The 15,457-nt window shown below is 44.2% G+C and carries 11 protein-coding genes; 2 read left to right on the top strand and 9 right to left on the bottom strand.

Annotation, left to right across the window (positions count from 1 at the left end; all coding sequences use genetic code 11):
• Positions 1-173: 173 nt before the first annotated feature.
• A complete protein-coding gene (locus tag MHB49_RS07370; RefSeq protein ID WP_405157069.1) occupies positions 174-755 on the bottom strand; it encodes a TetR/AcrR family transcriptional regulator in 582 nt (193 codons plus the stop codon).
• A gap of 375 nt (positions 756-1,130) precedes the next feature.
• Here MHB49_RS07370 and MHB49_RS07365 point away from each other — a divergent pair, with 375 nt between their 5' ends.
• Positions 1,131-2,351, top strand: coding sequence for an MGDG synthase family glycosyltransferase (locus MHB49_RS07365; protein ID WP_405157068.1), 1,221 nt, complete (start codon positions 1,131-1,133; stop codon positions 2,349-2,351).
• Positions 2,352-2,624: 273 nt separating this feature from the next.
• On the opposite strand, the gene MHB49_RS07360 is transcribed toward MHB49_RS07365, so the two are convergent.
• Positions 2,625-3,482 carry a cell wall hydrolase gene (locus MHB49_RS07360; protein WP_405155636.1) on the bottom strand — a complete coding sequence of 286 codons (858 nt, stop codon included), beginning with the start codon at positions 3,480-3,482 and terminating at the stop codon, positions 2,625-2,627.
• A gap of 130 nt (positions 3,483-3,612) precedes the next feature.
• Positions 3,613-4,215 carry an RNA 2',3'-cyclic phosphodiesterase gene (thpR, locus tag MHB49_RS07355; protein WP_405155635.1) on the bottom strand — a complete coding sequence of 201 codons (603 nt, stop codon included), beginning with the start codon at positions 4,213-4,215 and terminating at the stop codon, positions 3,613-3,615.
• A 188-nt stretch (positions 4,216-4,403) separates the two neighbouring features.
• Here thpR and MHB49_RS07350 point away from each other — a divergent pair, with 188 nt between their 5' ends.
• Positions 4,404-5,360 carry a D-2-hydroxyacid dehydrogenase gene (locus MHB49_RS07350; protein WP_405155634.1) on the top strand — a complete coding sequence of 319 codons (957 nt, stop codon included), beginning with the start codon at positions 4,404-4,406 and terminating at the stop codon, positions 5,358-5,360.
• A 136-nt stretch (positions 5,361-5,496) separates the two neighbouring features.
• Here MHB49_RS07350 and MHB49_RS07345 read toward each other — a convergent pair whose 3' ends face one another.
• The 6 genes from MHB49_RS07345 to htpG all read right to left on the bottom strand — a co-directional run bounded on the left by MHB49_RS07345 (position 5,497) and on the right by htpG (position 15,209).
• Positions 5,497-6,471, bottom strand: a complete 975-nt coding sequence (locus MHB49_RS07345; RefSeq protein ID WP_405155633.1) for a TRM11 family SAM-dependent methyltransferase — start codon at positions 6,469-6,471, stop codon at positions 5,497-5,499.
• 44 nt (positions 6,472-6,515) lie between these two features.
• Positions 6,516-8,228 (bottom strand): methyl-accepting chemotaxis protein, encoded by a 1,713-nt coding sequence (locus MHB49_RS07340; protein WP_405155632.1) that lies wholly within the window; start codon positions 8,226-8,228, stop codon positions 6,516-6,518.
• A gap of 364 nt (positions 8,229-8,592) precedes the next feature.
• Entirely contained in the window at positions 8,593-9,597 is a 1,005-nt protein-coding gene (locus MHB49_RS07335; RefSeq protein ID WP_405155631.1) for an MsnO8 family LLM class oxidoreductase, read from the bottom strand.
• Between the two features lie 21 nt (positions 9,598-9,618).
• On the bottom strand, positions 9,619-11,034 hold the full coding sequence (locus MHB49_RS07330; protein WP_405155630.1) for a deoxyguanosinetriphosphate triphosphohydrolase family protein: 1,416 nt from the start codon (positions 11,032-11,034) through the stop codon (positions 9,619-9,621).
• Positions 11,035-11,668: 634 nt separating this feature from the next.
• Positions 11,669-12,919, bottom strand: a complete 1,251-nt coding sequence (locus MHB49_RS07325; protein ID WP_405155629.1) for a hypothetical protein — start codon at positions 12,917-12,919, stop codon at positions 11,669-11,671.
• A gap of 409 nt (positions 12,920-13,328) precedes the next feature.
• Positions 13,329-15,209 carry a molecular chaperone HtpG gene (gene htpG / locus MHB49_RS07320; RefSeq protein ID WP_072734365.1) on the bottom strand — a complete coding sequence of 627 codons (1,881 nt, stop codon included), beginning with the start codon at positions 15,207-15,209 and terminating at the stop codon, positions 13,329-13,331.
• Positions 15,210-15,457: the final 248 nt, after the last annotated feature.

Below are 15,457 nucleotides of genomic sequence, written 5' to 3'. Positions count from 1 at the left end.
GAATAAGCATAATGATGAAATTAATTTGATGTCTTCCGGAAAATTTACCGAAACACGAAGTGACCAGTTTCCTCAAACGGTCACTTTAGAGCAAAAAAACAAACCTGTCTCTCGACAAGCCTCACTGCCTGAAACGCAAGATTAACCCATATCTATAGTAGATTAATTTCAGATTACGTTGCAGCAGCAATTCCTTCCATTAAGAAAAGGCGAAAGTAATTCTTGATTTCCTCTTTGCTCAGCGGCTCGTGCTGCTTGCTCCAATCTGAGGTGAGGGCAATGTACAAACGAATCATCATAAAGGCGACTACCTGTGGATCACAATCACGAATCTCACCGTTGTCTCTTGCCTTCTCAAGCTCACGGGCCAGAAAATCGGAGATGACTTTCTCCACTTTCTCCAAACCTTCCTTGGCTTGAAGTGTTCCAAAATCCTTAAGCTCCTGGGACAATTTAACCAGCAAATCGTGATCACGGCGAAACTCCAGCAATGAATCAAGCACACGAAACAGATTATCAAAAAAAGCACTTTCCTGATGAACTTCACGATGAGCAATGTTTTTCATTTCCTGGATGACTTCCACCAAAATCTGATCAAACAATTGTTCCTTATTCGTAAAGAACGTGTAAATTGTTCCCTTGCCAACATTCGCAATCTTCGCTACCTGATCCATCGTGGTTGCCTTGTATCCAAACATGGCAAAAGACTGCGTGGCTGCTTGAATGACCTGCTGTCTCCTGTCAATCGGAGCCATCATATCCCTCCTCATTTTCATTGATCGTCCTTTTTTAAATGACCAAAAATACAATTCGGTCATTCGGTCAAAAACAAGATTACCACTCTCATCCTCAGATTGCAACCCTAACATTTAAAATTTGGGTTAATTTTTTTTAACCGAAATGCAGTGGAAACTGCTTCTATCGTCGTCTATAGTGTATGATGACGCCAATAACACGGTTAAAGACGAAGTTTCGATGTATCAGAACATTAACTATTGTGTAAATATGTAACGAATGAACATGATTTTCCGCTTCACTGTATATTCATGTAGTAGTGCATCGCCCAGTATGATCATGAATTATACCAAATGCTGAATGTTAAATTTAAATTGATGAATAAAGGTGAACTCATGCGAAAACCAAGAGTGCTCTTGTTATCCGAAGGTTTCGGCACCGGTCACACCCAGGCCGCCCATGCGCTCGCAAGCGGTATTAAGAAAATCAGTCCACATGTGCATAGCCGGGTCATTGAGCTCGGCAAATTTTTGAATCCAACCATGGCTCCGCTTATTCTGTCCGCATACCGTAAGACACTAACCGTTCAGCCCAAGCTGGTCAGTCTGCTGTATCGAACGCAGTATAACAAATCACTAAACGGATTTACCAAACTGGCCTTGCACCGGATTTTCTATACACAGACGGCTCAAGTCGTGTCCCAATTAAAGCCCGATGCCGTGATCTGTACCCATCCATTTCCGAACGCGGTCATCTCACGCCTGAAACGTCAGGGACTTAATATTCCACTATATACGCTCGTCACAGACTACGACGTACATGCAACGTGGATTAATCCCGAGGTAAATAAATATCTGGTATCCACGCCGCAGGTAAAGGCTCTGCTTGAAATCAGAGGGGTTGAGCCCTCTCGCATCCAAATTACCGGTATTCCTGTACACCCTGACTTCTGGGAAGCAGGGGATAAGGTGAGCCTCCGACAGGAAATGGGCCTTCAGAACATGCCCACTGCTCTGCTGATGGGTGGCGGATGGGGACTTTCCTTCGATGAAGAACATATGAAGGCTCTTGCATCATGGGCGGATCGTGTACAGCTGCTGTTCTGTCTGGGAAGCAATGAAAAAATGATTGCCAAGTTGAAAGAAATGTCCTGCTTCCAGCATCCAAATATACGTATTCTCGGCTATACCCGTGAGGTCAGCAAACTGATGGATGTATCCGATGTGCTCATTACGAAGCCAGGCGGGATGACTTGTACAGAAGCCTTGGCTAAAGGGTTGCCGATGTTGTTCGTGCCTCCATTGCCAGGACAGGAAGAAGAAAATTGCGAATATTTCGTACAAGCCGGATATGGTCAGGTCATTCACTCTGCTGACGTTATTGCAAACCGCTTCAGACATTTGTGTGAGCAGATCTATGCACCAAGCCAAGCTGAAAGCCAGCTGAAATCATTCCATAAATCAGGGAGCAAAAATACCTACGATCCAACATGCTGTGCCCAGACTGTTCATGATTTATTGTTCCCGGCTACAACAGAAGTCACATCCGCACCCAAGGAGCGCTTCACAGCCGGAATCGGAGCTACTTCGCTGTCAGGTACCAGAATTCCATTCTAGCAGCTCTATGACCCCTTCGAGTCGTTCTACGAGGGCGTTTCATCTCTAGGAGAGCACAAAGAAGGTTCCCCTCCATTGATCCGGAAGGGAACCTTCTTTTATTTCGTTCATATCTTCGTATGATTTTCTGCTAAAAAGGGTAATTTAAATAACAAACCCTCATCACCAAAAAATTAAAAACAACGAAATAAAACTGCGTTTCTGGGCCTTTTAAGGTATATGTAGTATATACATAGTTAACTACCCTGCCTGTTTGCAGAATTTACAGGTCAATTACTTGTAAAAAGTATGATGCCCGATCGTTTTTACTTTTTTCTGGGAGCGAGCCACTGTCAGATCATCCGCAAGCGTCAATGACAGGAAATAATACGTATCATCGGCGACTTCCTTTTTCCCATTCAACGCTGCATTGACTGCCTTGATACTGTCCTCATTGGGAGTAACACGTTTCAAGCGCCCGTTCGCTACAGGACTGAACTGAGATTTCTGATAGATTACTTTGTAAATGGTATCGGGAAAATTGGCTGACCGCAGCCGGTTTAAGACAACATTGGCAACTGCCACTTTGCCTTCGTACGGTTCACCTTCCGCCTCTGCCATGACGATTTTTTGCAGCAGATGCAGTTCTTTATCGGACACACTGTATGACCAGGTTGCAAGTTTCGAGTCTTCCTGGTTCAGAAGTTTGGTCCGTGTAAAGTAAAGTTTTTGGGGGGGAGTCGTAATTGCAGCTATCGCCTTGGCACGCTCTACTTTGGCCAATTTCAGAGCAGCCTCTTTTTTGGCTTTGGCCGCTGCTGCAGCTCGGGCTGCATGCTTAGCCTTGGCTTCTTTCTGTTCCTGCTCTTCCTGAGCAGCCGTCAGCCAATTCTTGGCCGGGAGCGAATTGGTCCAGTTATCCGCCTGAATAGACGCATCAGTAGACAGACTTGTCCCGTCTTCCATCATTCGCCTGTCTCCGCTAAAAGAATTTTCGCTATTTTCTGCAGAAGCCGCAAGCTCGGTCATCTGTTTGCTATCACTTTCCTCATTCCACTTTCCAGTCGCCTGAACGACGTTAGCCCCCACTATACATACAAGCAGCACAGATAACATCGGTGCCACCCAACGATTTTTGCTTATAATATCCATTCGAAGATTCCTCCTGTCGAAACAATTCCCTAATCTAAGTAACCACAAAAAAAGAATTTGAATAACGATGGCTAATATTACATAGGGAATAACGTAATGTCAATGTGATTTTATGGCATATCCATGAGTTTCAGGAAAAAGAAAACGTATCCACGACCTCATACATCGGCGCCTGACCTGACTGTGTCACATATAGCACAAAATCTTGCACTATCCAAGAATTAACACCCAAAAAGAGTTCAGGAAACAACCCAAATATTCCTTTATCCCCATTTCCTGGGTTGTGACCCAAAAATTTACGCGCCATCGTAATATGAGGAGAATACGGTCTTAATTCAGCCTTAAATCCCAGAGAGGAAGTTGCGTCCACGATCCGTTTTTGCAAAAGATGCAGTTGGTCGATCTCTCCTTCAACACCTTTCCACAGCACCTTTGGTGCCTCCTCCAGACCGAATGTTCCCCATCCGGATAATTGCAACTCAAAAGGATGAGTTCCAACCGTTACCGAGCGCAATGTTTTCCGAAGAAGTCCAATGTCACTAACAAGGGTATCCCCCAGAAATTGCAATGTAATATGATAATCCCTATAATCGGTCCATTTGCGAAAATCAAGCTTTCCTTGCACCTGCTCCGCAGACATCCGAAGTACATTCTGAATATGTGTCGGCACCCGAAGTGCAATAAATAATCGTTCCCTTCGGGATGGAAGATCCGTATATGAATAGTTATTCATGGTATACACCTCTTCTAAAGTTCATTTTATTATTTCACAGTCGTCTCTATGGTTTCAAGCTGGTTAAATATAGAGTGACACAAATTCAGAGATTTGCACATGAGGCTGTATTCCTGCCTTTTACGCACATCGCCTTCTTTTCTGATACACTAAAACCACAACATATTGATTTCAGGAGGCCAATAACTATGGGTAAAATTGTATGTTTCCCATCCTTGTCAACGAAACAGCAACAACGCATTCTGGAGGCAGCACCAGGTTATACACTTAAGGTTGGCAAAGCCAAGGAGATTGACTCATCGGAGTTAAAAGAAGCTGAAATTATCGTAGGCTGGTCTCCTCTGGTAACCGAGCATGCACTGAAAGAAGAAAGTCCCCTGAAATGGGTTCAGGTCTGGTCCGCCGGCGTCGATAACCTTCCATTCTCAGATCTGGAACAAAAAAGCATTTTGGTAACCAGTGCTAATGGCGTACACGCCATTCCCATTACCGAAATTATTCTAGGCATGATGTTGTCCCACAGCCGTTGGCTGAGACAAGCGATGCTGCACCAGCAGCAAGCCGAGTGGAAATCACCGGGCAAACCGCTTCCGGAACTGCATGGCAAAACAGCGGTTATTGTCGGCGTCGGAGAGATCGGATCAGAAACCGCGCGTATTCTCAAAGCACTGGGCATGAACGTAGTCGGAGTGCGCCGTTCAGGAAAAGATGTTCCGAATGTAGATCTAATGTACAACATGTCCGGCCTGCACGAAGCACTGGGGCAAGGTGATTACGTCATCAATATTTTGCCACTTACGGATGAAACCTATCATATCTATGACCAGTCTGCATTTGAACATTTCAAGTCCGGTGCATGCTTCGTCAATGTGGGGCGTGGCCCAAGCGTGAATACGGACGCCCTGCTGGGTGCGCTAGACAGTGGACAAGTTGCCTTTGCTGCACTTGACGTATTCGAAGAGGAGCCGCTCCCAGCTGATCACCCCTTGTGGGGTAAGGATAACGTCCTGATTACGCCGCACATTGCCGGCAGCACAGAGCAATACACTGAACGAGCACTGGATATTTTTGTACAAAATCTGGAAGCCTATATTGCCGGAAAGACTCTCCCGCTTAACTTGATGGATTATAGTCATAAATACTAAAAATTCCATTTTATCCTATGTGAAATTGTACAAATCCATGTAATGTAGTTTTCCCATAAAAAATCAAAAACCTCCATACCGGGAAATGAATTTTTCCGGTATGGAGGTTTTTTCTGTTATTTCCATTATAGTCATTCTAGGTGCACAGCCAAATGTGACGTATAAACGTCCCTTTGCTCACGGTTCGATACTGATCGATGTTCCATCCGGCATCCAGAATGTGCCCCTCCACCCATTCAGTGGAAACGATTACTGCTCGTCCTGCAAGTCTCTTCAAACTCGTCAACATGGCAAGTTGTTCCTCATCCGGAAGAACAGAACAGAGATTATATGGCATGTCCAGTATGGCTGCATCGTAGAAACCTTCCAGATCATTCATATCTCCGAGGGTAATCCTGGCTGGATCATATCCATAATGAGGAAGATTAATGCGCGCACCTTGTACTGCCAAAGGGTTTAAATCATTTCCTCTGGCCTCAATCCCCATCGACAACGCCTCAATGATAACGGTCCCCATCCCGCAGCACGGATCGAGCAACTGATGTCCCTGCACATGCGGAATAGCAATATTCACCAACGCTCTGGCCAATGTAACACCAAGGCCTGTGGAATAATTTTGCGGCTTCTGATGATGGGTTTGCCACGAGCGGTCGGCTTCTGTCCATTGACCGAAGAGCCATCTACCATTCCCATGCATTAGTCCAAAAGTCACGTCAGGCTGTTTCATCATCGCTTTTCCTTTAATGCACATGCCGAGCTCTTTTTCCATCAAACGGGAATGTGCGTAGTCCGGCATATTATCGCCTTCTTTCAGGCAGACAACCTTGAACGTTTCACCAGATGACAGTTCGATTTGTGAAGCGGCAGGCTTAAGACCTGCCACAGTATCCGCTTCGGCCATCACATCCAGCCTGCCCCGGATAAAAGGACTTCTCCCTGGTGGAATACATCGATCGGAACGAACATAGGCATGGTCGCGTGAATCAAGATCTGTACCAGGAACGAGCATTGTTCCCAACTCCAGTTCACACAGGGCACGTTCATTCTCATGGCAAGCAAAGGTATATACGTAACTTCCGACAACTGAATCTTTGGTGATTTTAGAGGTCAATAGAGTAGCCGTCCTTCATGTTTCTTCTATTATAAGAAGAGGTTTTATATTTTTAATTTTTCAATGGAAGCAAGCAGATCTTCGGACAATTCTTTCAATGTGTTAATATTGCCGCTAATCGTTTCCATTGAACTCACCTGTTCTTCGGCCGACGCTGACACTTCTTCTACGCCGGCTGCGGATTCCTCCGATACTGCCGAAATTTGTTGACTGAACTGATGCATGCGTCCGCTCGCTTCCTGCATGCCCTTCAAACCATCTGTCATTGTACCAATGACCTGAACCATACCTTCCACCGACTCACTAATGGTGCGGAACAGATTGCCGGAATTACGTACTTGCTGTTGTCCACGCTCTGTCTCCAGTACACCTGTTCGCAATTCCTCGACTACACCCTGGGAATCCTTCTGAATATCCTCCGTGATGACAGTAATCTCTTCTACAGATGTCCGAACGGCTTCCGACAACTTCCGCACTTCTGCTGCAACGACTGCAAATCCGCGTCCGCTCTCTCCTGCACGGGCAGCTTCAATAGAAGCGTTCAATGCGAGCAGGTTAGTTTGGCGCGCAATGTCATGAATGACTTGAACCAACTGTGAGATGTTTTCGTTTTTGCGGTCAAGCTGCTCCATCTTGTTCATGGAAGACGAGACTACACCAGCAATCTGCTGCATCTGATTCACGGATTGCTCCATGGACTCCCGACCGTTCAGCCCTTGTTTCAGAATGAGGTCTGACATCAGCCGAAGCTGGTTCCCCTGCTCCGAATGTTGCAGAATATGTGCGTTCAATTCCTCGACGGTGCGGGCGGATTCAACAGCCGTTCCCGCCTGACTCTCTGCTGCTTTTGCCGACTCTTCCATCGTTAGAGCAATTTGGCGACTGCCGATCTTAACCTCTTCAGAGGAAATGGCCAATTCGCTGCTTTGGCGGTTGACAGCTTCAGCGATTCGTCTGACATTCAGTACCATGGAGGTCAGATTACCTTTCATGTCATTCACGGCTTTGGCAAGTACACCAACTTCGTCTTCATGTTTGGTATGTATGTCCTGGACATTCAATTGACCTTCCGCAATCAGTTTCACGGCACTGATCACCCGTAGCAGCGGTTTAATAACTTGTGAACGGATGATCGGAATTACTATTGCTGTAATCATAATCATGACCAGAACACCAATGATAATAATAATTCGGCCATCCTGAACGGATCGAATTGTCTGAGCCGCTGAGAGATCGGACTGCTCCTGATTGTATTCCACCAGAAAATCCAGATGGACTTGCATCGAATCAAAGGAAGCTGCTCCTTTTTCGGATACTTCCTTAGCCAGTTGTTCCTGACCTTCGTCACTCAGCTTGATGGCTTGCGTGTTGATTTTAAGGTAAGCTTCCCACTTCGTCTTTAGCTCTTCCCAATGTTCTTGTTCTTCAGCTGCCTTGTCCTGCTGATCATATATTTTAATAGCCTGAGCCGTTTCACGAATATATTTGGTGCGCTCTTCAGCGAGGTCCGCTTTGGCCCCTGCCTGTGCATCATAGTGGCGATAGCTCAATGACAAGATATGCTCTGTTGTATAATTCAAACGGTTAATTTGCTGAATGGAAGGCATCCAGTTGTTGGTGATCATATTCGTGTTTTTTTCCATCGAGTTCATTTGTATAACAATTGTGACACTAAGAAGAATTAAACAGAGGATTAATAAATAGAACGCGATGCTGATACGCAGACCGATACTCTTGATCCTGAATCTGCTGAACATGTGATTTCCCCCTTGTGCCCATCTTCGGCCACTTCCGAATTATAGGTGCTTTTGTCGTTGTTTTACCCTTCTTTTGGCATCTTGCAAAATACTCTTTTCTATAATTATATATACAGGTAAAGAGACGTAAAGTATTATAACATTCTTTTGTTTTGATCATACTTTATTTTGTAAAATCTTGTGATTGTTTCACAGCACCTGCTGAACGGGATTGAATGATGTAGAATTTTGACTAAAATGAAGCAAAAAAAGAGCTGCAGCATACGGTGAATATCCGATCTGCAGCTCTTACGATTTGAATCCAAGCAGATGGCGGGTATGGAACCTGCCATTCTTAGTATCATAACGACTAAGAGCCGCCCTCTTATGCGTTCATCAGTAACTTGTAGGAGGCCAACCTTCTCTCGTAATCCGGTCCAGTTGTTACTACAAGCAGCCGATCCGTATTCAGCCTTTGGCACACCTGCTGCAGCTGGTTCCAGACCTGTTCAGGTGTACCGGCATAATGCCGTTGTACCTTATTCTCATTGGCATCGGTCCTGTCGTTGGTGCTGGTACTTATGCTGACATGGTCAGACTGCGTTGAAATTTCTTTTCCAACAGCTCTGCGTCTCTCCGCCATTTCGCGGCTCCAGGTCACCGCATCTTCCTGCTTCTCCGCACACAGCATACTGACAGCAACCATAACCTCAGGCTCTTTCCTTGTGGCGCTGGGGATAAAGCCCTCCCGGTAACGCCGAACAGCCTCTGTACCATCCGCATCACTCATGAATTGTCCAAATACATACCCCATGCCAAAACGGGCGGCAAACTCAGCACTCTTTACGTTGGTCCCCAGCATCCATAAGGATAAAGGAAGCTCCGGAATCGGGCGGGCCGTCACTAGATGTTCCTCATAAGTGTAACGGTCTTCCAGCAATTCGGTCAGTGCCGCGAGTGATTCTGGCAGCTTGGACACATGCTGCAAGTAATTGCCACTCAAGGCCATCGTTGCATGCGGGCCACCCCCAGGAGCTCGTCCCAAACCGAGTTCAACCCGTCCCGGGTAGAGCGCCGCCAGCAGTCGGAACGACTCTGCTACCTTAAGCGGGCTATAGTGCGGTAACAGTACGGCACCGGAGCCAAGCTGAATCGTGTTCGTTCGCGCGCCAATATGGGCAAGCAGTACTTCCGGTGATGCTGATGCAAGTTCATCCATGTCATGGTGCTCAGACGTCCAGTACCTTGAATAGCCCCACTCTTCAGCATGCTTCGCAAGTGTAACGGATTGTTGAAGCGCCTGTTCTGCTGTGGCGCCGTTCAGCCTTGGAACAAGGTCAAGTACGCCCAGATTGTATTTTCCACTGATGTTCGCACCCAAGCGTCTCATCTCCCTTCGTCTTCCTTATCTCTAATCCAGATCGTAGATGGAACCGACCTTGAGGCCGTATAGTTCATTGTAGATTTTCTCGGCAAAAGCGTCCGTCATCCCGGCAATATAATCGATCACCATATGCTCCCATGTCCAGATTGGATTCGCCTTCGCCTGATCTTTCTCATAACGCTGCAGCCAATCGGATGGAATAATGGACTTTGACGTTTCCGGATCAAGGAAAGCATCCCACAGACGCTTGATCATCCATTCGCTGCGCTTTTGCAGCCTTTGCACACGCAGGTCACGAATCATGGTCACCCAGGCAAAGCTTTTGAGCACACTTACCGTACGCAGCATATCGAGATCCTCGGCACCTTCACGGACAAACGTCACCTTTTTCCAGTCCCCGTCATCAATAACGCCCAGGCTGGCGACAAAAAGGCTGACCCAGTAAGCCTTGACCTCACGGCGGGTACGAGAGTAGTCATGCTCGCAGAACGGCATCTTTTCATTCCAGATGCGCAGGAACGAAGCGAGGACTTCTTCGACTTTTTTGCCAATCGCTTCCCTTGTCCATCCGTTCCAGAACAGATCCTCTAATGTCGTAATTTTATCCACAATCAGTCGATTGATATGCGGATCTTGCAGGAAATGCTCGTGTACTTCGATTTTGCCTGCTTTGATGCCATCTTCCAGATCATGTGCGGAATACGCAATATCATCGCAAAGATCCATGAGCTGCGCTTCAAGCGTCTTTTTGCCAGAGGGAATGTCCCAACGATCGCGAATCTCGCGGATATACTGCCATTCATGATGATACATGCCCTTCTTGCTCTCCGTACCCGGATACGGGTACTTGTTGATGCCCAGCAGCACCGCATCCGACAGGTTCAACCCATCGATATCCTCCCTTTTCTCCAGAAACATAATGAGGCGGAAGTTATGCGCATTACCTTCAAAATGTTCATATTTCCGCTTCAACGCTGCACGAATCTCCGATTCCGGTTGAGGGGATTTGGCACCACGATTTTTCTTCATCATTTTCTTGGCCTCGGTGTTGATTAGATCATCGAGGATGCCATCCAGCACTTCTTCTCCTTTATGCCCAAAAGGCGGGTGACCGAAGTCATGCGCAATCGCGGCACACTCCACCACTTCCGAATCGATAATCAGTCCGGGGCTGTCTGCTTGGTTCAATTCCACCTCGGGATAGCGACGCAGCAAGCTTCTTGCTGCTTCTCGCGCAATCTGCGCCACCTCCAGGGAATGCGTCAATCGCGTGCGATAATAATCGCCCGTTCCTGCACCAAACACCTGCGATTTTCCTTGCAGCCGACGGAAGGTCGGTGAATGTATCAGTCTGGAATAGTCGCGCTCATAAGCGGCACGAGCCCCATCCAGCTTCGTTAGTTCAGGATATTGTCTATGTTCTCTCAGATCGTTCCATTGCATGTTGATCACTCCTAGCCGACTGTCTCTATTTTGAGTGATTATACACATATTCTGCAGTTTCGAAAAGCAAAACCTATCTGCGATTGTCATCTCTTCTCACATCAACTTATGATGCACAGTCGTCTTCTCTTATTATACCCCGCCAGACTATCGTCCGTGCACCTAAATGATAATGATATAAAATGAAGATATACTTTCTCAGTCCAATCTCCAAACTAATCTTTAATACAACTCGGTAAATTAGAGATCGATCCTTTAGTTAGCTAAGAATAGATGTCTAATCATTTGAATATGAGTTTGAGAATTATTGAGTAAAAAACATCATCAGTTGTTGAATCAAAGGTTGGAAATCCACATTATGAACCTTATCGACACAAAAAATGGCAAGCCATTCCTGCTTTTAATTTAGCTTATGTACAGTAACAAGCGAGATGTTTTTTAGTCAACAGAAACACTGTATTGAAACCTCACATACGCCTTTATGGTTTTAAGTCAACATTCTGGGTACGAAAATTGGGCTTATAAGGACAAGGTATTCCATTGATTAAATTCTAAAAAAAAGTTCGGTAAAGTATTTCCCAAAGAATGAGAAAAATCTACTTTACCGAACATCCAAATCTAAGTCTCGATATACTCATATTACTTTTGATGATTGAAATTTTACGGGATTTAAGTTAGGGAAAATCGTTGATTTTTTTTCTCTCGCTAGCTGATTGTAACTTATCCCCAAAAATAACCATGTGGTCAAGTAGGAAAACTCCGGGACAGATATCATTAAGGATACATAAATGATTAGTAAAGAAATTTTAAGACCATCATTAAAATAGTTTTTCTTTAATTTAAACATTGGATATAAGAAAAATATACTAAAAAAAATAAATCCAATAATACCGCTATTAACCAATAATGTAGAGAAAAAATCGGTTGAACGAACATATCCAAATCCAACCCCGAACAACTTATTGAAAAATGGCATATGGGAAAAGTATTCCAAATGTGTGAACATTGAAGAGGATCTTTGATTCCCTGAGTGGGAATCAATCTTATTAAATAGTAAGAATTCAAGAACAGAGGTAACCTTTTTATAATTTAGAATAACTAAAATTGTGGAGAAATATAGGAGTATTTGACAATACCTATCTCTTAAATGGTAACGCAAAACTCTATATACGAAATAAATTAATATACCTAAAAAAGCGGTTGAAGAGGTAGATAAAATTAATGCTATTAGCATGGGAATGTGGAATAAAGGTTTGCGTAAATGTATTGCAAATACCCAGAGAGGTAATACAGTAAGTGCGAAAGCGCTTGGTTCTCCAGTTAGACTCTTCATTCGAAGTGTATCTATTCCAAAAGCATCCGTTCTCTGACTCATGCTCCCCAGTCTAGGATCACCGTTAATATCTAAAGCAAAAACTCTGTTACTCAAAAAATCTCCAGTTGTTCCAAATAGTAAATAATAAATCCATTCGTAAAATCCATAAATAAGAAATATAGAAGTACCTATGAATATGAACTTATTCCATTCCTTCTTGTAAAAGTACTTAGTATAAAAGCAAATTATTGAAGCAGCAATAAGATATATGGATTGAGTAAATAGGCTAGATCTTAAAAAAACATGCCCATTTTCGTTAACTAATATAACATTGTGCACAAAATTGTAGTCATATCCTTCATTCATTTTGAATAAAACAGTTAATTGTGCTAAACCGTTAAATAGCGTTAACACGTAAACGAAAATAATTATATCTCTATAAAAATAATTTGTTACCTGTTTAACTTCCGTATTATTTTTGAATTTTAGACTAATGGCAAATAAAAGTACAAAAACAACTGACAATAAGGATAAAAGCAGCCCCGGCGTTGTTCCTGGATTTGAAGGCATTAAAACCCAAGAATTTATAGGTAAAACAATGGCCCATATTTTAAAATAATTATCAAAAGGCTTAGGTGCGGATAATACTTTAATATATTTTCACCTCTCAATATTGCATTTGATACAAATTGTATCACCACATATGATTTGTATCAATGCCAAAGTAATTTTTCAGCAAGAATAGTTCATTCTTTTTTTGAAAATTACTTCAAAGATTTTTTCGTTATCTCACATCCCCTCCGCATAGGTAAGATACAATAAAAAAAAACCGACAGGGCGGAAATACCCTGTCGGAGTGAAGATGGTGCGCGCAAAATTTAGGACGTTACAACTTACAGAAGATTACCTTAAACCCTTCCGCTGCGTAAAATGTCCTGCTTTCTCGTTACTACCGTTATATCACTGTAGTATTGTGTATTTACACCATTACTTTGCAGATATCGTTGGTGAACTCTACCGGGTCTTGAATTGGAAGTCCTTCGATCAGCAATGCTTGATGGTATAGCAAGCTTGTGTATAGGCTCAGCTTTTCTTTATCCTGTGCAAATGCGTCTTTCAAGGATTTGAAGACATCGTGATTGACGTTGATTTCCAGCACTTTATCCGCCTGTACATTTTCGCTGTTCGGCATAGCTTTCAGGATTTTCTCCATCTCAATCGTCAGTTCGCCTTCAGTGGACAAACATACCGGGTGGCTTCTCAGGCGTTTGGATGCTTTAACAGCTTTTACTTTGCCGCCGAGCTGTGCTTGCATCGCTTCGAACAACTCTTTGTTGTCGTTGTCCTGTGCGTCTGTTTCTTCTTTGTCTGCACTGTCCTCGATACCCAGGTCACCGCTGGAGATGGACTTGAATTCTTTCTCTTTGTAATTCGTGATCATTTTGATTGCGAACTCATCAATGTCGTCGGTGAAGTACAAGACTTCATAACCTTTATCGAGTACACCCTCGATTTGTGGCAGCTTCTCAATCCGTTCAATGGATTCACCGGACGCGTAGTAAATGTACTTCTGATCTTCCGGCATTCTGGAAACATACTCGTCCAGGCTTACCAGCTTCTTCTCTTTGGAAGAAGAGAACAAGAGCAGATCCTGCAGGGTATCTTTGTTCACACCATAATCGCTGTATACGCCATACTTCAGCTGACGGCCAAACGCTTGGTAGAACTTCTCATAGTTCTCACGCTCGTCTTTGAGCAGGCTTTGCAGTTGGCTCTTGATCTTGTTCTTGATGTTCTTCGCGATTAGACTGAGCTGACGGTCGTGCTGCAGCATTTCACGGGAGATGTTCAGGGACAGGTCTTCCGAATCGACCATACCTTTTACAAATCCGAAGTAATCTGGCAGCAGATCGCCGCATTTGTCCATAATCAATACACCGTTAGAGTACAGTTCGAGGCCTTTTTCATACTCTTTTGTATAATAATCAAACGGTGTGTTCTCCGGGATAAACAGGATTGCATTATATACCACTGCGCCATCCGCGCTGATGTGCAGGTGTTTGAGCGGTTTGTCAAAACCGTAGCGTTTTTCCATATAAAAGTTGTTGTAGTCTTCTTCGGTCAATTCGCTTTTATTTTTGCGCCAGATCGGCACCATGCTGTTCACGGTTTGCTCTTCTTTGTATTCTTCGAACTCGTTTTCTGTACCTTCCTTAGGACGCTGACCTGTCACATCCATCTTGATCGGGTAACGAATGAAGTCGGAGTATTTCTTAATGATGGATCTCAGGCGGTACTCTTCCAAAAATTCGTCATACGAATCTTCTTCGGTATTTTGTTTGATCGTCAGGACGATTTCCGTACCCACGGAATCTTTCTCAGCTGGAGAGATCGTGTATCCATCCGCGCCTTCGGATTCCCATTTCCATGCTTCGTCGCTGCCCAGTGTTTTACTGGTTACCGTGAGCTTGTCCGCCACCATAAATGCGGAGTAGAAACCAACCCCGAATTGTCCGATGATGTTGTGTCCGTCTTTGGCTTCATTCTCTTTCTTGAACGCCAGCGAGCCACTCTTCGCAATAACCCCCAGATTGTTCTCCAGCTCTTCCTGGGTCATCCCGATTCCTGTATCGGTCAGTGTAAGCGTACGGTTCTCTTTGTCGATCGTGAGCTTGATATAGTAGTCCTCTTTGTTGAAGACGAGTGTGTCGTCCGTTAGTGCTTTGTAATATATTTTGTCAATGGCGTCGCTGGAGTTGGAGATCAGTTCTCTCAAAAAGATTTCTCTTTGGGTGTAAATGGAGTTGATCATCATATCCAGCAAGCGTTTGGATTCAGCCTGAAATTCTTTTTTAGCCATGAATGGGTGTCTCCTTTCAATTTGGATATCGAATGATTTGGTTGAATATAGAAAGCAAACCTTTGAATACTCCCATGCAGAATGTTACGTTGCTAGAAAAGCCTTCAATCGCTTTTATCCCCAGATTTCTTTGATTTCATATTCAGGGCTCAACACTAATACAAGTAATTGATGTTCTTCTGGTGGCCGTTCCGGTTACGGATCGTTCTTTCGATCGCTGTTGTCTCCAAATTTTCTTGAACTATTCT

It is taken from the genome of Paenibacillus sp. FSL K6-0108, assembly GCF_045040695.1.
Taxonomy (GTDB): Bacteria; Bacillota; Bacilli; order Paenibacillales; family Paenibacillaceae; genus Paenibacillus; species Paenibacillus pabuli_B.
This window is presented reverse-complemented; position numbering and strand designations above follow the sequence as displayed.